An 18,081-nucleotide genomic window follows, 5' to 3' on the forward strand; every position below is an offset into this window, starting at 1 on the left:
CATGCACTCGATCATGATCTTGCTATGGCTGCCTTCGATACGGTAAAGGCAAAATGGGGCAAGAAGTATCCAAAGGAAATCAAATCATGGGAAGACCAATTGCCCACACTCTTGACCTTTTACAAGTTTCCGGCACTCATTAAAGAAGCCATTTATACCTCGAATCCTATAGAACGTATGAACAAAGAGTTCCGCAAGCGGTTAAAACCAATGAACAGTCTAACCAATATAGACGCTGCAGAAAAGATTGTTTATTTAGACACAATCGATTATAACGAAAGATTCGCAGATCGAGTCATCCGAGGATTTGGAGATCTTGATGTCAAGAAGAAATTGACGGAGCTTTTTGAAGAACGTTATCCATTTTCCACACCTAAGGAGGAATAAAAAACCAGCTCCCGCGCCTTCGCTTGGGCTACACCCTCATCCTTTGTAAAGTCTGAATATTCAATTAACTAATTTTTCTTATCGATCGTCCCGATGGATAAACCTGCCTTACACAAACTTCTTGACGCTACCCGCTTGATTGGAAATATCGGCATTTGCAGGTACTATTACGTACCTAGGTTCCGTTCTAGAAATGGAGTTTGTATGTTCTCCCTCGCGCTTGGCCGTCCACCACGAATACAAGTTGCTTATCGACCAAGCTATGTAGAAGAGTTCTGGCATGCCTAGTACTTACTCTAAGATGGGCAGACAACTCTGTGGGTGTGAACGGACGGAGTAATCTTCGCGCGAACCGTAGTGTTTCACTTTCTAGGCAGGATAGCTTCTCAGGCACATCCAACGAAATGAACTTGCCGATGAATGATAGAATAAGCTGCTGGCATTGTTTAGGCGTTTCAATAATTGACGGGTAAGCAATTGGCATAACCATCCAACCGTCCAGCGCAAGATGACAATGACGTATACAGAGGTCCTTGAATCTCCAAACCTCAATATCCCGCGCATGGGACCCGTATCCTTGTATTTCTATAGCACCCTTGGCTTCTCCTGGCATATAAGCAAGATCTAAGTACCTGTATCCGTTCGCGAAATCACTAACTTCCCATTCGGGGTAGAGATGCTCGAAATGCCCCACTGCCGGATACCAGATCGTTCGTAAAAATTCTTTTTCACCATGTCCGAGCCCTTTCTCTAGTCGTTCTCGTCTTCTGACGGTTGTTTCAGCAATGATTTGAGAATGCATAAAATGCTCGAATGCTTGCTCAAATTTCATTTAAGTCCCCCCCATAATGATGGTCAAATGAAAAACGCCGCTCCCATCTCATGCCTAAGGAGTAAAACTCCAATAGCTGCATGAATGGAAACGGCGTGTGCTTCACGACCCATTTATATTTATAAATTATTATACCTCATTTTGTATACGTTTTTCTACCATCAAAAGGGCATCTGGCAGCTGACTACTGTTAATCATTAAAAAGTAAAAAAAACCATGGTTTTGCAATAAATGGTTGACTTATTTGAAAATCTCGTGTTAAGATGTGTCCACGTTGAAGAAAGCCATTGGGCGGAAGGGGTGTAGGAAGATGACTAAGCATAACCATTCAAATCATTTGCATCAAGAGTTCAATCATAATTCCTATACGAATATTCGCGCTTGGCACAGCCTTCATGTACCAGTACGCTTTTACGACCAGTAAATTGACCGTACGATAGGTTATGGTATGTGGGGCTGCGAATTCGCAGCCTTTTTCTTTTGCCCGGGAGGCAGGGAAGAAGGCGGGAAGAGCAGCTTTTTTAGTGAGTCGACACTGAAATTCACTGTTGATATATATAGCACAGAAGTCCATCGCTATTATATGGCAGCACGGCAGCACGAACTGGAAAACATACCGCTAATTTTGTCTTCCACACGATTTCGGAGCATTTTGCTGGAAAATCTACCTCTAATTAGTCTCAAAATGTCCCATAGTGGGAAAAAGCGCCAAATTAGCGCCGGAAAATCCAGTTAGATTCAATCCATGAAAAGTATTGGGCAATATAGATGGAGGTTTTCCCGCTAATTGGAAACTGATGTGTGTCCGAGAGGGGCTGCATCTCTGCAGAGTGATTCGTCGCACGAATAGGCTCTTATGGAACTTCACTGCATGGTGATTGGTCGAACGAATAGACTCTAGTGGAACTTCATTGCAGGGTGATTGGTCGAACGCATAGGCTCTAGTGGAACTTCGCTGAATGTTATACAAAGTAATACAAGCTTGAAGTCCCGAAGCTTCCTCTTACTTGGCTCGAAACTTGTAAAACACGCTTTAAATACTCATTAATTTACAGAGTATTTTCCATAATTACTACAAAAATTTAACTGAAAGGAGATGGACGCAATGAGTATACAGCTACATCAATCCGTATTGGTTCAAAAGCAGTTAAAAAATGAATTGCAGCATGGAGAGCACGATTCAAATCATTCAAATCATTCTAATCATCCAAATCATCCAAATATTTCATATACCTGCAGTAGCCTTTGTGCATCCTTACCCCCTCCTTTTTTGAGTAAGAGGGGCTGACCTGACACATTCAAATTAGTGTGTATCAGGAATAGGATTCCAAGGCTGCTGGATCACAGTGACTTTTCTTATGCCTTAGTTGGCAGGGAAGAGCGTGTGGGCGAGCAGTCTTTTTAATTTCTGGGGAGAAAAAGGCAAACGCGGCCGATTATGAATCGGTAAGAAAAGGTTCGATTCCTGTTGTTCTCCCCCAATCATTTTATATGGATAGGCGAAGTCATAGAGGCTGCTGCAATTTCGGTGGCTGGCAGACATGCGGTTCACTCCGTCCCTATCCGTCCAACCCTATGAAGCTGTGGAGAAGTGGGAGTTCTCACCGGTTTGTCAGACCGGAGGTCGCGGGTTCAAGTCCCGCCAGCTTCACTAATTGTTTGCGAATTGCAGCCGAACGGCATCTATAGAGAAATTTTAATTGAAGGGAGATTCGTGAATGCCCATTTGTATAAACAGACGAGGAGATATTTTTGAACAATTTATTGAAATTCCAGAGGAACAGATTGAGTCGTGCAACCTGCAGTATCCGCTAACCCATGCATTGGTTGTTGCCCGTAGTGTTAATGGTTTTTTATTATTGTATAATACTTGGAAAAAGCATTGGGAGCTAGCAGGCGGCATGCTTGAAGAAGGAGAAAGCCTTCGGGAATGTGCACTTAGAGAAATGCTCGAAGAAACGAATCAAATTCCTGATAAAATACAGTTTATGGGCTTGATGAAATTCGTGCTGGCCAGTGGTAAAACTGAATATGGAGGCTTGTATTGTGCTTTTATTGAAAAAGAAAGACCTTTTGAAGAAAATGCGGAAGCAAAAGAAATTGTGTTCTGGGATCAAGCTGCTCCTATTGGATATATAGATGAAATTGATCAACAGTTGTTAAATTACTATCCGCTCCTTCGTTAGGAAGCCTACGATTCCCGTGGTAAGAAGTCAAATTATCATTGCTTATCAGAAAGGAGGCAGCTTACAATGTCCGAATTTACCCTCAAAATACAAAGTGAACTGCTGCGTATCGAGCGCGAGGAGCAGGTGAGGATAGTGTATGCCTGCGAATCGGGAAGTCGGGCATGGGGAATTGCGTCCCAGGATAGCGATTATGATGTGCGGTTTCTATATGTCCGGCCAATAGATTGGTACTTATCGATCCTAGAGAAGCGGGATGTGATTGAACGTCCTATAAGCGATCAGCTTGATATCAACGGATGGGATTTGAAAAAAGCACTCAATTTGTTCAGCAAATCGAATCCGCCGCTGCTGGAGTGGCTGGAATCGCCAATCGCTTATGTGGAGCCGTATACGGTAACGCAGCAAATTCGAGAGCTTGCTCCGCTAATCTTCTCCCCGAGGTCGAGTATTTATCACTACTTGCATATGGCAAAAAGAAACTATAGACATTATCTCCAAGGTGAGGTCGTACAAATTAAAAAGTATTTTTATGTGCTCCGGCCTATACTTGCTTGCATGTGGACCTTGGAGCGGGGAAGTGTAGCACCGGTTGATTTTGGAGATTTGATCTCGGGGCTTCAATTAGAGCCTGTATTAAAGAGGGCGATCGAGGCGTTAATTATTCGTAAAAAAGCGGGCGAGGAGTTCGATTTGGAGCCTAGGGTTAATATGGTTAATCATTTTCTGGAAAAGCAGTTAGCTTCCATCGAAGAAGCGGCCAACCAAGCGCCTACCGGAGCAGAGAAGCAGGAGGATGTACTGGATGATTTGTTCAGAATGGCGTTGCGAGAGGTATGGCAGCAAGCTTAATAGGCTTTATACTAAGGGGGTCCCGAACTTGATAAAAGCTCGGAGCCGCCTTTTTTCATCTTCAGAAGCTTTGACAACTGTCCTCCAAAAAGCCTTTTTTCATCTTCAGAGGCTCTGAGAAATGCTCCCCAAAAAGCTTTTTTTTCATCTTCAATAGCCTCGACAAACGCTCCAAAATAAAAGCCAACCTGTATGTGACAAGCGTCTAGGTTAAAATGAACAGTCCTGAATACTCTATTATACATGCTGCATGAACAGAGAGGAGGGACAATTTCATGCGACAAGTCGCTAATAAATGGACGAAATTCGCTATCCTGCTTCGTCATCAAGGCGTATCCAAGCATATTCCTGCTATGAGGCATTTTAGCGCAGCAAATTTGCAGGATATGCTAAATCGATACCCTTTTGTTGTAGCAAAGCCTTTTGTTGGAAGTGGCGGGCACCGGGTCGTAAAAATTCAAAAAGCACAAGGTGGCTATTTATACCACTATTACGGAAATCAAATAAAGGTCAAATCCTTGAAAGGGCTTGTTAGCGCATTAAATCGGATTCGCTCCGGCCGATCCTATATGCTGCAGCAAGGTATACAACTAACTACAATAGATGGCAGGCCTGTAGATTATCGTGTTAAGCTGGTTAAAACCGGACGCTCCTGGAATATAAGAGCGATAGTCGGCCGGCTTGCCCGTCCAGGTCTGTTCGTGACCAATCTATGCAGAGGCGGTACGCTGCTTCAAGGATCTCATGCCCTTCGGCGGACTTTTCCTGCAAGGCTGGTTAAGTCGAAAAGAGACACGATGTGCGGAGTTGCACGAACTTGTACATTTCTGTTGGAATCCCGCTATCCGGGTATCGGGGCGCTCGGTTATGATTTTGGGATAGACAAGAAGGGCTCCGTATGGATTCTTGAAGTTAATACAAAGCCTCATTAACAAGCAGCTAAAATCAGTCCATGCCAAAAAGGCTAAGCCCGGCCGCATCCCAGCGGATTGGTCTTAGTCTTTTGGTGTGAACGGTATCCGGTTCATATTCATCCCCAGCTTAATTCCATTGCGTGGCAGGATTAATCTTTTCGCTTATAGAACAGCCGGGATACTGCAACGCCGATGATGCCAAGCCCGATAAACAGAACGGCGCGGACGGCGGTTGAGACATCAGGAAGATCGGCGAAAATAATTTTCAACAGAGTGACGAACAAGAGGAGAATACCCGCAAGGCGGACCTTTGGCTTGCCTGTGACAACACCTGTAACAATGACTCCAATCGCATAAAGAACCCACACGGCTGAGAGCAGCAAATGCTGTAAATCGATAGACAACGAACGTGTCAGGACTTGGGTAACCTGGGTGATGAATATAAGGAATAATACGGAATCTATCCATAGCAAGCTGTTCTTGTAACGTTTGTGTCTGTCGGCAGTACCTTCCGGCAGCCGTTTTAGAAATTCATACAGTACGGCAAGTGAAGCCAACAGCACCAGCCAAGCTATCGTTTCAGCCGAAAGGATAGCATCAATGGGCTGCACCCATACACAGAACATTCCAAATAAATAGGCTAAGGCACCTGTTATTTGCTGGAGCTTGCTTTTCAGCGTAATGCCCAAGATGATCGCTAATGTGCCTTCGACCACTGTTGCAGTGGATAGATGCTCTGCTTCAAGCACATGCACCAACCAGAGGAACCAACCGAAGGTCGCTATGGCCAGATGGGTGGTTGCGGTGTTCTTTTGCTTGACGAGCCAATAAGCTGTAATGCTGTAGACAAGAGCACAGGACGCTACAATAAGGCGATAGATGTAAGGATCTTCATTTCCAAACATGCCGTACATCCAAGCCGCGACCAAGCCAAAGCTGAGGAACAGGGAGACCGGTCGGTTAGCTTGCTGAGCTCCGTTCCATCGGAAGGAAGACAGGGCAAACAGCACAGCATGCTGAAGCAGTACGGCAATCATAAGAGCGTATCGGCTACCTGGATCATCACCGATCAAGCTACCGATTAGCAGCGGCACATGTAAAACGAAGAAAGCGGTATAATACGCTACTCTATAAGCATAGCGATGAGCTAACAGGATCATTGCGATGGAAAACACGGTTTCGTAGGCAGTGAAGGTCCAAATGTTTGGTTTGGCGCTGTCCACCAGAAACGGGATCAAGTAGCCTGCAAGCATCATGATAACGGAAAGTGCTTGTGAACGGTGACGCAATGCCGTCCACAGGCCAACGCCGATGGTGAGTACATAAAGCGTAAAAGCAAGCCAGGCTGGAATAAGCGCATACTGCATATGAGCAGCGGCTAACGATAGGAGCAGTACGGCGACGGAGCCTCCGAGCAGCACCTGCCCGAGCGAATGGCGGCTTTGGCGGGTTTGTTTTTCTCCTTGCCAGTACATGAGTGCTGCTGACAAAACGCCTAATATGCAGCGTACTGGCTCCGTAATAATGCCTGCGCTAACGGCAGCAGTGAAACCCCATACAACACCGATAAGCAGAACGGCGATAAAAATTCGGGGAAGCCAAACTCTCGCAATCAGATGCTCCCAGTCTGTCTTGGGCTTGGGAGGCTTGGGCTGGGGCGCCGGAGCCTGAAATGTATGGGAAGCTGCAGGCGCAACAAGCTCCTTATTTACAACAGTCTGCCCGGTGGATACAGAAGCAGGCTTTTGCGCTGCTGCTGGGCTCCCCTGCTGCAGCTCCATAAGCTGCTGCTCGAGATAAGCCACTTTCTTTTCCAAATCCTCGACACGGGTTGCCAAATGCTCATTTTTATTTATTTCATCTCTACCATCTCTATCATCTCTGTTATTCATGTCGTCATCCTACCTCATTTCATTAAGGCTTCTACTAATTATTGCCATTTGTCTTTGTGACGATTATATCACAGGCTTAGCTAGTGGTTCCTTACATTTTAAAATGATAAGTTTATCACCTTTTTTGCTAGACAGGACCATTCTATCATTGCCAGCTGTTCTTCCAATATGTTAGATTTTAATGGAACATGATGGAAATTATTGACGGGAGACATGTAAATTGGAGAGATGGAAGAAAGTAAGCAAGGGCTTGATGAGAGCTACAGCGGCGGCTCTGTTGTTAATGACAGTAGCGGGGACAGGAGCGTATGCAGACGCTTATACTGACCAATCCTCAATACCATCGGTCATTCAGAAGACAACTGCCTCTGTGGTGGCTATTATTGGCAAGCCGAGCAACGGTAAGGATTCGGGGGGACGGGATCGTTATGACCTTGCCCACGGTACAGGTGTTATAGTAGAAAGCAATGGATCTATTCTTACTAATGCACATGTGGTTAAAAATATGCGTAATATCAATGTAGTAACTTCGGATGGCAAATCCTATCCAGGCAAAACGACCCATTATGATGAAGAAAGCGACTTGGCCTTGGTTAAGATTGATGCAACCGGATTAACTCCGGCGACATTCGCAGCACCATCGGACATTAAAGTCGGAGAATCCGTAATGGCAATCGGAACCCCACTATCTTTTGCGCTGCGAAACTCAGTAACCTACGGGATTGTCAGCGGTATGGACCGCTCGGTTCAATCCAAGTATCAACTGATCCAAACGGACGCTGCAATTAACCCGGGCAACAGCGGGGGGGCGTTGGTCAATATGAAGGGGCAAGTCATCGGTATTAATACGCTCAAATATGTTCAGTATGGTGTGGATGGCTTGGGCTTTGCAATTCCAATCGATACTGTGCAGCATGTGTTGGAGCATTTCCGTAAATATGGTAAAGTTGTACGTCCAACTCTTGGCCTGGAGCTTGGGGAAAGCTGGGAAGCGGTGGTTGGCTTGCCAACTAGCAACGGCTTGGAGGTAACCTATGTGGAGCCTGATTCTCCGGCTGCCAAGGCAGGAATTAAGCAAGGTGACGTTCTGTTAGCTATCGACTCCAAACAGACACGCAATCTGGTGCAATATAATGAAGCTTTGAAAAACTACCTACCCGAGCAGAAGGTGCGCTTAACCTTGCAATCCGGCAGCTTAACCAAAGAAGTCGATATTGTGCTGGCAGAGGATCGTTCCCACTCAACTAATGTTGTGCAGGATGCCGACGGCTCTTATATCGATGCGGATCAAGGCAAAACTCAAATCGGCGACAGCCATTTTGGATGGTCTATGAAATATCCGGCTGGGTTGATTAAAGCTGATCAATCCCAGGGGGACGATAATATTTTCCTCGCTGATGCCAAGGGTGAATTTGCAATCAATATTGTTGTTAAGGAGAAGCAGAGCGAGGATCTGTCACCGCTAGGTTTGTTGAAAAAATTAGGCGGGCAAGCAAGCGACACAGTACTCGAAAAGCGATATATCGAGAAGTCTCCGCAATCTTATGCTTTATTGGTCGGAAAACGCGATAATGATGGTGGCTATTATCAAATTCGGGCCTTTTTGAAGGGAGATAAAATTTTTTATGTAATGCTGCTGGTTGATAAGGAGGATAACTACAATAACGAATTTAAACGTAATAGCTATAATGATCTTCTTGATACATTCGTTCTGTCCTTCGATTCAAGCAATACGGCGTTAAAGGATATATCTGCTTATAACACGGGGAATACTGTGACAACAGATTACGGTTTAACCTTCGATGTTCCCAAGGAATGGAGCAAGCGAGGCTGGGGTCGGGATATGAACTTCGCCAAAGAGGATGGGGAACAATCGTTATCCATCAGGGTAACTTCAGCGGCATCCGGTGATACGGTTAAGGATTGGACGGCAAGGCAGGAACGCTTGTTCACAGATAGCTATGTTGCAGGGTACCGTGAGATGCAGGATCTCAAAGAAATAACAGTCGGTGGTGTGCCGGCACTTGAGAACCGTTATGCAACAACCATGGGTGATAAATGGCATCAGTATCATGTAATCTACATCATCAAAGACAAGTATAAATACAAATTGAGCTTTTCATTCCCTAAGACCTCTAATGCTGTAGAGATGGATGAGTTAATCGGGACTTTCGTGAAATCCGTGCATTTTTCCAAGGAAGCTGTTAATAGCTCGCTTGGATTTATTCAAGATGAGGAAGATATGCTGGATAAAAAACGGACTGTAACGTATACGAACAAAAAATATATGTACGCCTTACATGTTCCGGAAAGCTGGAGTGAGAGTTATCAAAGCGAGTTTGACAGCCCGATGAAGCAGTTCAACTTTGAAGGCGGCAATCTGAGTGTATCGGCTGATGACCGGTCCGGCTTAGACGAAGTAATCAATAGGATTGAGCAGGAGCATAAGAAAAATGCTGAAGCAGATGCAACTTATAAATATGCTGTGACGGATGAAGCGATGTTTGAAACAACGGTAAAAAAATTCTCAATCCAATACAAGAGCAAGAACGTTCCTTATACGTTAAACGAGTATGTATTCAAAAAGAATGATATCATCTACACCCTTCGTCAACGTATTAATGATGCCGTTAAAACGGATGAGCAGTGGCAGCTGTTAGAGAAAGCTTTGCTGTCGATCCAGTTTACTAACAAGTAATATTAGCTTCTAATCATTTCATAAAACGCGCTCGACGAGCAAGGAGGTCTTTTATTACAAGAGGCCTTCTCCGGCTTACGGGGCGTGTTTTTGCTGTATTACTTACCTCAACCCAACTAGGTTATGAAAATGTAAGCTCTTACGTAACGGTTGATTTGTTTTTATAATAAGTAGGAGACAGCAATTTCATAGAAATTGACATCAGCCAATAAACCTAACTGGGGAGGAATTACTTGTGGATTACCGATTTGTGGGGAAAACAGGCTTGAAGGTAAGCGAATTATGTTTGGGTTCCATGACTTTTGGAGCTGCGGCTGACCGGGAAGAAAGCTTCCGAATTATGGATCGCTATACGGAAGCAGGCGGAAATTTTATCGATACGGCTAACGTTTATTCACAGGGCTTGTCTGAAGAAATTGTGGGTGCATGGTTAAAGGAAAAGAACAGGAATGATTTCGTTGTCGCTACTAAGGTTCGCTTTGGAATGGGAGAAGGGCCTAATGATATGGGCTTAAGCCGTAAGCATATTTTAGCATCCGTTGAAGACAGCTTACGCCGACTAGGCACTGATTATATTGATCTGTTTCAAGTACATGCGTGGGATGCTGCAACTCCGCTGGAAGAAACGCTCAGCACGCTGAATGATCTCGTTCGCAAGGGCGTAATCCGCTATATCGGTGCAAGCAATTATAGAGCGTGGCAGCTGCAAAAGGCGATCTATGTGTCCCGCCAGAACGGCTGGGAGTCTTTTGTCTGCCTGCAGCCGCAATATAATTTGCTATGCCGTGCAACGGAATATGAGCTGCTGCCTTTATGTGAGCATGAGGGAGTAGGCGTTATCCCTTGGAGTCCGCTGCGCGGCGGCTTGCTGAGCGGTAAATTCAAGCGCGGGGAGACTCCGCAGGAGAATACCCGGGTTGGAGCTAACAAAGCCGTGTGGGAGCGCTACGATAATGAATTCACATGGAACATTATCGATACGCTTGGTGATATTGCCAAAGAAACGGACAAATCTTCGGCACAGGTCGCTTTGAATTGGATGCTGAGCCGCAGCGTCATTACCTCGCCAATTATCGGAGCGAGAAATGTTGGTCAGCTCGATGACAACCTGGGAGCAAGCGGATGGTCATTGACGGAGGAACAAATACACCGTTTGAATGATGTGAGCGAACTGCCAGTTAGCTATCCATACGATCTGGCAGCTGAAAATCAGCAGCGCAGAGGAAGAGTTGCGGAAGCTGTCAGATAGGTTGTTCGGAAGCAAAAAAAGGTTGAGGCACTATGCCTCAACCTTTTTTTGGAAGAAAGTTTAAGTGCTCTACAGCGCTAAAGAGGGAATGCCCTTTCTAATGTTGCTTAAGTCATGGAGCGAAAACGGATGTTCAAAGGTTGCTTTCATGGTAAAGGAGACCAGGATACTCTTACGGCTGCTGAAAGAAAGACGATAGATGGAAATCCTCCCGTTAATCCAGCCTGGATATCGTTTGAACTCATTCTAACTGGAAAAACTCCTGCTAATCTAGGCAATAGGGATGAGATCAGCCAAAATCCTTAGAATTAGCATGAGAAATTCCAGTTATAGGGCTTGGAACGCTATTTTTTGGGAAAATAGCGTGACATTTTCCTGATAATTGCGTGGGGTTCGCTGGGCTCCTATGCCATGCTGTAAACGCGAACCCCGCGATTAACACGCGTTGGAAAGCGACCTCATCTCTGGTGAAGGGTAGCTTTCAGTAAAATATGCCGTTTGCAAAACCACACAAGTCTGTTTAGAAAGGATGATCCGAGATCTCAGCGGAAATACAGCTTTATGTGGTTCGTGACTTTGATAAGATGGACGAAGGGGATCCTGAGGTACCGCCGCAGTTTAGATGTGAAGCGTGGTGGAGAGATGTACCCAGAATACTACCAAGGGGTACATGGCTATGAATACCGGATCGAAGACCGGTTAGGGATGAAAGAAGCAGCAGAAAGCAGAGAGTAGAACAAAGAGGGAATGGATGTGGGATGGAGGAGCGATAGCGTCCGCCCTGGTCGTCACCTCCGGTGACTGCTCGGGTATGCAACCTGCCTTTGAAGCTCATGTTCCTCCCGCTGCAAGCCTTCCATTCAAAGGAACACAACTTCAACAGCGGCCGGAATCCCACATCCATCGCTCCAAACGCACAAACGTAAATTGTACACCAAGGACGCCGCAAGGCGTTTTTCTTATTCTGTATTTTTCTTATACAGCCTTTGCTTTATAGGCAACAGTTTGATTGCGACCGTTCCTTTTGGCAATATAGAGGGCTTGATCGGCACATTGAATGACCGGCTGGTCCAGGGAAGCATGATGTGGATAGGAGGCAATGCCAAGGGAAACTGTGATGGGTTTGCCTGTCGGACTGCTTTGATTCTCCAGTTTCTTTCGCAATGTTTCCGCTGTTTTATATGCATGTTCGATAGAGAGATCCGGCAGCAGCACAACAAACTCCTCTCCCCCAAACCGGCAGCAGTAATCTTCCTTACGAGTTACGGAAAGTACAACGGCAGCCAAATATTTCAATACTTCATCACCGGTCTGGTGACCATAGGTGTCATTTACTGCTTTGAAATGATCAATATCTAGAGCAATAACGGAAAAGAGTCTATTTTGCCCAGTCCAATCAGCTAAACATGCATCCATCGTCCGGCGGTTGGAAAGTCCTGTCAATGGATCGGTTTGTGCCTCATGGGAAAAATTGTCGACACGTTGCTGTAAAGTATCCATAGTTAATAATATAGTCTCATTCAAGTGATAGGCCTCGTAATTCCAGTGCACAGCTTTTGGCAGATCTGACACGCGGCTGCCGCTAACCAGCTTTTGTGCGGTTTCGGCTAAGGATGAAAAAGGAGCGGCGAGCATTTTGCCAAGCCATAAAGTAACAAGGAGGATAACAAGAAATAAAGGGAGTGAGATCAGGACTACGTTCTTAATCATTATTTCCGATTCGGCCGTAACGACCTCAATAGGGGTTTGAACGACAATTCCCCATTCATTTTCACTGGAATCGGCGTAACCTGCCAAGAAAGAAGCTCCTTGCGTATTAACGACTTCTTCATGTCCTTTATAGCCATCGGTTAGTTTCTTTACTATTGGATTGCTTAAGACGTTTTCGCCTAATCGTGTTTTATCCGGATGATACAGTAGAGTACCTTCACCATCTACAACGTATGCATAAGATTGGGACGCTGTAAAGGAGCCGAAAATACTGTTGAGAATATTATTTTCCTGCAAGTATATCGTACCTCCAACATAACCAATGTACTCCCCCAATGAGCTATAAACAGGATGAGTCATAAAAATAATCAGCTTGTTGGTGCTCGTCGTGAACGGAGGAGAAATGGTCGGTTGGCGGAGCTCTAATGCTCGCAATGATGCTTCGGAAGTGAGCTTGGGAGTAGTTGCTCCTAACGATGCCGGTGATACGTTCTGAACTGTAGAGTCTTTATTTACAAAAAATACGGAGTTAAAATAATTGGTACTCTTTAAAAATAAATCAAGGTCCTTTTGCAGGGAAGCGTCGGCATTTCCTTGTTTGGCTATATGCTCCGACATCACGCTTAAACTGTGTTTCATGGATTTGAATAAAGTGTTCATAGTGACGCTCATTTTTTGGGCTGATTCATAATTTAGCGCGAGAGTGGTCTCGTATAAAGAGGCTTTTTCAGCCTTGTAGGCGGCCATAATTTGAACGATGGAGGTTCCCAGAATAGAAAGGAAGACCAGCCCGGTTATAAGGTAAATAAGACGTAGGCGACGGAATTGTCCTCTCATATTTTATCCTCCAAATCCGTACAAGAATTATGACAGCATCATATTATTACATAATTCGACGTAAAATGACAAAATCCTCTATTTGAAAGGGACTATATTCCTATTTTTGTGATTTTTAGTCTCATTTTTTTGCATCCATATTTTTAATGTTTCTTCAATCCCTTTCTCGAATGGAGTTGTAGGTATAGTCCCTATTCGCTTACTGTATTTTTCTCCACTAAGGATGAGCGGCTCTTTGGTAAGGTACAAAATTTCAACGACTTCCCTCATAAGAGGATCGAATAATCCCAAGAGGCTAATCATGCTTTTGCCGAGCGGAATAACCATTTTTCTATAACCGGTTACTTTCCTGGCGATGTCCAGTATTTCTCGTCCACTAATAGCACCGAGTCCCGGGATATTCCAATTTTTTCCGTACGATTCGTCCCGGTCAGCAATCTCGATAATCATTTTCGCGGCATCCGGTAAATAAACATATTCTCTCGGTGTATTGAGATCACCAATAAAAATAGAGGTCTTATTAGCAGCAATACCTTGCAAGGTAGGATGCAGATATGCATTTTGAGAGGTTGGCCCATAGTAATCGGGTAAACGTACAATGAGAGCCTGGGCATGCTGCCATTTTTTATCAAATATTAGCTTCTCAAACTCCACCCGTATTTTCCCCTTATTTGTGTGCGGATTTTTGGGGTGATCTTCTGTAACTCTCGTCATCTGTGATCTGCCATAAACATATATGCCGTCTACAATAACGATCTTTTTACCAACGTGATCAGCCGCCTTCATTACGCTTTCGCCAAGTGGAAGAAGCTGGCTTGCCATCTCTTGATATTTGACATTTGCGCTTTGAAAAATAACATCGACATCCTTTGCAGCGGCAATAATATCATCAGGATTAAAAACATCGCCTACAGCAGTATGCAAAAGCTTGGGATTTCCATATTGTGCAGCTAGCTCACGCAATTTACTTTGAGAGCGGCCAAATGCGATGGTTTCTACTCCTCTGCTTAATAATTCGGCTACTAATGCTTGACCAGACCCACCGGTCGCTCCTAATACTAAAGCTTTTTTCATTTGTGAAAACCTCCATTGTTTTATTGTTTTAATATATAGTGATCAATCAATCACTTAATATGATAAAAAGAAACGAACCTGATTCGCAGAAACCGATTCGTTGTCTTGGTGTTACTTTTGTTTCTTGTGCTGCGGCTTCATTTCCGGCATATCCAGAACCGCGGCAACATGGCATAACATCCCGTTGGCCATAAAACTGCTTACCGCGACTTCGGGATCCTCGATACCTGATTCCCGAAACCGTTCAAGCACAAGCGTCCTCACTTTGCTCAATCCTTCTCGTACTGTTTGCTTTATTGGTTCTTCGCGAATGCCTTGGGCTTGAACCTGCAGAACAATTTCATGATGATGAGTGAGCATCAACTCTTCATAGACGATGATCATCTTATGCAAAAGCTCATCTGGGGAAGCTTTTAGCTGTATGAAACAATTCAACGTACGCTCAAAAGCTCGCTCCAGTGAGGCAATGAAGAGCTCCTGCTTGTTCTTGAACAATTTGAACACGTAGGGCTGAGAAATGCCGACCTTCTCGGCTATTTGTGCGGTTGTTGTGCTGTAATAACCGTGCTCTGCGAACACGCCTACAGCAGCTTCCAAAATTTCTTCACGGCGTGATGACTGCGTTGGGCTGGCTGTCTTATCCAGGGTCGATCGTCGGGCCATAAAAGATTCCTCCTGTTGAAACGGAAATACTTAATTAGTGATTGATCAATCACTATTATAGACGTACTCCTTTAAAATATCAACTGGCAATTTGGAATTAGGGCCGATTAGTATGGCTTCGTTAATTCCGGGGAACATAGTGCGAGTTTATTTGTTCATATGCTATATTTAAATCATGAAGCAAAGGTATTCATTCAACCTAGCAACTATTTTTTAGGAAAAAAGGAGCCCAATTATGCCGCAGCTTAACGTTAGAGGGATTTCTGCCGACCAAATAAATGCTATTAGTAAGCCAATGATAGGGGAGCTTGCGCTGATTTGTGAATGTGGATCGGACAACTTTACGCTTGATTGTATACAGACAGTATCGGTATTTGAGGGTCAGAGAGTCGATACGTATCCTTTCGTTGAGATTGCATGGTTTGAACGGGGAACGGCCATAAGAGATCGTGTTGCACAAGCGGTCACTCAGCATATACATTCCATAGGTGTTAAAGAAGTGGAAATTGCCTTTAAGGTTTACCGCGAGGATGGTTATTACATCAATGGAAGACGTTGCGATTCACTCTAAAGCAGTATCCCGAAGCTATAAGGAAAGATTCTAATATATCCGCTTAACCTTGACAGCGTTCCATTGCTTGTCAAGGTTATTTGCGCATCCCATAAAATAATACTGCAAACACCAGGGTACATGCGGAAACCAATGTTCAGCTTCGTCCATATACTGCATGATCAGGATGATGAAAGGATGTGGATGCTTTGAAATACATGGAGGCCTTAAAGTTTTTGATGGAAAATAAGCAAATGCAGAAAATGTTTAAAGATATGGAGAAGACACATAAGCAGATGGAGGGGGTTCTAAAAAAGGCTCAAGCTATCAAGGACAAGAGCAAGAAATGAAGTCTTAATTGATGTATGGAAAACATTGCATTAGTGGATTGGGGGAGTGTAGCCAATAGCTTAGCCATGACTCCACTTTTTCTCATGAAAGGTATCATCCCAATGCTTGCTCTTCCAAACACTTCCAAACTCTGATAAATTAATATCACAAACAAGTGGCCGATCGATTATTATCTGCTGCCCGACCAGGAGGTTCAATGGATGTACAAGCTAATATTAGTGGAAGATGAAGAAGATGTAAGGGAAAGCGTCGTGCAGGAGATTGATTGGGCGCAGTATGGGTTCGAGGTCGTGGACAAGGCGGAGAATGGTAAAGAAGCACTGGATATGATCGAAAAATGGCTGCCGGATGTCGTAGTGACGGATATCAAAATGCCCTTTATGGACGGAATGCAGCTGTCGGAATGGATTAGGGATAAGTATCCAACCACCAAGATTATTATTTTGACTGGCTTTGATGAATTCGAATACGCGCAAAAAGCTGTAAAAATGCATATAGACGAATATGTGTTGAAACCGTTTTCGGCCGAAGAGCTTATCCATGCATTAATCAAGATCAAGCTGCTGTTAGATGAAGAAATGGCGCAGAAGGAAAATGTCCAAGCTCTGCAGGAGCATTACCGACAAAGCCTGCCGGTCCTTCGCGAGGTATTTCTTGCTTCACTAATTAATCGGAGATTAAGAGGATCGGAGATTGAGGAAAAGTCTCTGAACTATAACGTGAATTTGCAGGGACGCAGCTTTCTTCTGTCTGTACTTAGCATCGACAATCCTGAATGGCAGGAAGACTCCGCTAATAATCAGCAGCAAGCGCAAGCTCATAATCAAGCTGCCTCACAATCCTTGAAGTACTCGAGGGATAATGAGCTCAAATGGTTTGCGGTATTAAATATTTCCGAGGAAATATTTAATAGGGTTAACCAAGGATTGGTTTTCCTCCATCATGATTACATCGTATTACTAACTGTTGATGGCGATGCAGATCGTGAGTCAGTGATGAAAAGAACGTTAGCCATTCTTGATGAGATTCGCCAAAATATAGAAAAATATTTGAAATTTACCGTTACGATAGGTGTCGGTACGGTAACTGAAGATATTACCAATATTAGCTATTCGCATAAGGATGCGATTTTTGCATTGGATTATAGGCTTATTCTTGGCAACAACCGGGTGATTTGCATCGATGATGTAGAGAAAAGGTTTGTGGAGAAGCTTCGCTTTGATGAGTTAAAGGAGCATGCGCTAATCCGCTGTATCAAGGTCGGCACACTTCAGGAGCTAAGAGAAATTATCGAGGATCTGTTCCATGGGATCGCGGACACGCAGGTTTCTATTAAGGATTACCAGATTTATTTGTTAGAAATATTAACTGCCATACTGAAGGCTGCCAAAGCTGCAGATATTGATCTCGATGCGACATTAGGCAGCGATTTCAATCCATTTGCCGAAGTTAATCAATTTACGAATCTGCAGGAAGCCAAGCAATGGATAACAGGACTTTGCAGCAAATTAATGAATAATATTGTCAGTGATCGACAGTCCGCATATAAATCTTTAGTGGACAAGGCTAAGGAGTATACGCGGTTGAATTTTCAGGAAAGCGATATATCCATCACGAAGGTGTGCCAGTATTTACATATTAGCACGGGCTATTTTAGCGGCATTTTCAAGAAGGAAACGAAGATGACGTTTGTAGGCTATTTGATGCAAATCCGGATGGAAGCAGCCAAGGAATTGCTGCGAACGACAGATCTGAGGACATTAGACATAGCGGAGCGGGTTGGTTATTCAGAACCGAACTATTTCAGCTTTTCCTTCAGGAAGCATGTCGGCGTGTCGCCCAAAGAATATCGAAGTAGCTCCAGAGATGGTTAATGGAGGCGATAC

The 18,081-nt window shown here is 44.3% G+C and carries 16 protein-coding genes and 1 tRNA gene; 12 read left to right on the plus strand and 5 right to left on the minus strand.

What is annotated here, in order from left to right; translation table 11 throughout:
- Positions 1 to 387, plus strand: a 387-nt coding sequence (locus NV381_RS08210) for a transposase (RefSeq protein WP_258212790.1), incomplete at its 5' end; no start/stop codon positions are given.
- A gap of 187 nt (positions 388 to 574) precedes the next feature.
- Here NV381_RS08210 and NV381_RS08215 read toward each other — a convergent pair.
- Positions 575 to 1,219 carry a transcriptional regulator gene (locus tag NV381_RS08215; protein ID WP_258212791.1) on the minus strand — a complete coding sequence of 215 codons (645 nt, stop codon included), beginning with the start codon at positions 1,217 to 1,219 and terminating at the stop codon, positions 575 to 577.
- 1,577 nt (positions 1,220 to 2,796) lie between these two features.
- On the opposite strand from NV381_RS08215, the gene NV381_RS08220 reads away from it, so the two are divergent.
- The 4 genes from NV381_RS08220 (at position 2,797) to NV381_RS08235 (ending at position 5,189) form a co-directional block, all read left to right on the plus strand.
- Positions 2,797 to 2,870, plus strand: a tRNA-Asp gene (locus tag NV381_RS08220).
- A gap of 67 nt (positions 2,871 to 2,937) precedes the next feature.
- On the plus strand, positions 2,938 to 3,405 hold the full coding sequence (locus NV381_RS08225; protein ID WP_258212792.1) for an NUDIX domain-containing protein: 468 nt from the start codon (positions 2,938 to 2,940) through the stop codon (positions 3,403 to 3,405).
- Between the two features lie 66 nt (positions 3,406 to 3,471).
- Positions 3,472 to 4,257, plus strand: coding sequence for a nucleotidyltransferase domain-containing protein (locus tag NV381_RS08230; protein ID WP_258212793.1), 786 nt, complete (start codon positions 3,472 to 3,474; stop codon positions 4,255 to 4,257).
- Between the two features lie 275 nt (positions 4,258 to 4,532).
- Positions 4,533 to 5,189 (plus strand): YheC/YheD family protein, encoded by a 657-nt coding sequence (locus NV381_RS08235; RefSeq protein WP_258212794.1) that lies wholly within the window; start codon positions 4,533 to 4,535, stop codon positions 5,187 to 5,189.
- Between the two features lie 131 nt (positions 5,190 to 5,320).
- Here the strand turns inward: NV381_RS08235 and NV381_RS08240 are convergent, their stop codons facing one another.
- Entirely contained in the window at positions 5,321 to 7,063 is a 1,743-nt protein-coding gene (locus NV381_RS08240) for a DUF2339 domain-containing protein (protein ID WP_258212795.1), read from the minus strand.
- A 220-nt stretch (positions 7,064 to 7,283) separates the two neighbouring features.
- Between NV381_RS08240 and NV381_RS08245 the strand changes: the two genes are divergently transcribed.
- From NV381_RS08245 to NV381_RS08260, 4 genes are all read left to right on the plus strand, one after another.
- Positions 7,284 to 9,761: a S1C family serine protease gene (locus NV381_RS08245; protein WP_258212796.1), complete on the plus strand. Its 2,478-nt coding sequence runs from the start codon at positions 7,284 to 7,286 to the stop codon at positions 9,759 to 9,761.
- A gap of 235 nt (positions 9,762 to 9,996) precedes the next feature.
- A complete protein-coding gene (locus NV381_RS08250; protein ID WP_258212797.1) occupies positions 9,997 to 11,010 on the plus strand; it encodes an aldo/keto reductase in 1,014 nt (337 codons plus the stop codon).
- Between the two features lie 129 nt (positions 11,011 to 11,139).
- Positions 11,140 to 11,316: a hypothetical protein gene (locus tag NV381_RS08255; protein WP_258212798.1), complete on the plus strand. Its 177-nt coding sequence runs from the start codon at positions 11,140 to 11,142 to the stop codon at positions 11,314 to 11,316.
- A gap of 270 nt (positions 11,317 to 11,586) precedes the next feature.
- Complete coding sequence (locus NV381_RS08260) at positions 11,587 to 11,745, plus strand: hypothetical protein (protein ID WP_258212799.1); 159 nt, start codon at positions 11,587 to 11,589, stop codon at positions 11,743 to 11,745.
- 240 nt (positions 11,746 to 11,985) lie between these two features.
- Here NV381_RS08260 and NV381_RS08265 read toward each other — a convergent pair whose 3' ends face one another.
- The 3 genes from NV381_RS08265 to NV381_RS08275 form a co-directional block, all read right to left on the minus strand.
- Positions 11,986 to 13,557, minus strand: coding sequence for a sensor domain-containing diguanylate cyclase (locus tag NV381_RS08265; RefSeq protein WP_258212800.1), 1,572 nt, complete (start codon positions 13,555 to 13,557; stop codon positions 11,986 to 11,988).
- 78 nt (positions 13,558 to 13,635) lie between these two features.
- Complete coding sequence (locus NV381_RS08270; RefSeq protein WP_258212801.1) at positions 13,636 to 14,631, minus strand: SDR family oxidoreductase; 996 nt, start codon at positions 14,629 to 14,631, stop codon at positions 13,636 to 13,638.
- A 111-nt stretch (positions 14,632 to 14,742) separates the two neighbouring features.
- On the minus strand, positions 14,743 to 15,294 hold the full coding sequence (locus tag NV381_RS08275) for a TetR/AcrR family transcriptional regulator (protein ID WP_258212802.1): 552 nt from the start codon (positions 15,292 to 15,294) through the stop codon (positions 14,743 to 14,745).
- Between the two features lie 235 nt (positions 15,295 to 15,529).
- Between NV381_RS08275 and NV381_RS08280 the strand changes: the two genes are divergently transcribed.
- The 3 genes from NV381_RS08280 to NV381_RS08290 all read left to right on the plus strand — a co-directional run bounded on the left by NV381_RS08280 (position 15,530) and on the right by NV381_RS08290 (position 18,069).
- Positions 15,530 to 15,865, plus strand: coding sequence for a DUF1904 domain-containing protein (locus NV381_RS08280; protein ID WP_258212803.1), 336 nt, complete (start codon positions 15,530 to 15,532; stop codon positions 15,863 to 15,865).
- Positions 15,866 to 16,053: 188 nt separating this feature from the next.
- On the plus strand, positions 16,054 to 16,194 hold the full coding sequence (locus NV381_RS08285; RefSeq protein WP_258212804.1) for a hypothetical protein: 141 nt from the start codon (positions 16,054 to 16,056) through the stop codon (positions 16,192 to 16,194).
- A 201-nt stretch (positions 16,195 to 16,395) separates the two neighbouring features.
- Positions 16,396 to 18,069, plus strand: a complete 1,674-nt coding sequence (locus NV381_RS08290) for a response regulator (protein ID WP_258212805.1) — start codon at positions 16,396 to 16,398, stop codon at positions 18,067 to 18,069.
- Positions 18,070 to 18,081 lie beyond the last annotated feature (12 nt).

It is taken from the genome of Paenibacillus radicis (ex Xue et al. 2023), assembly GCF_024722015.1.
Lineage (GTDB): Bacteria > Bacillota > Bacilli > Paenibacillales > NBRC-103111 > Paenibacillus_S.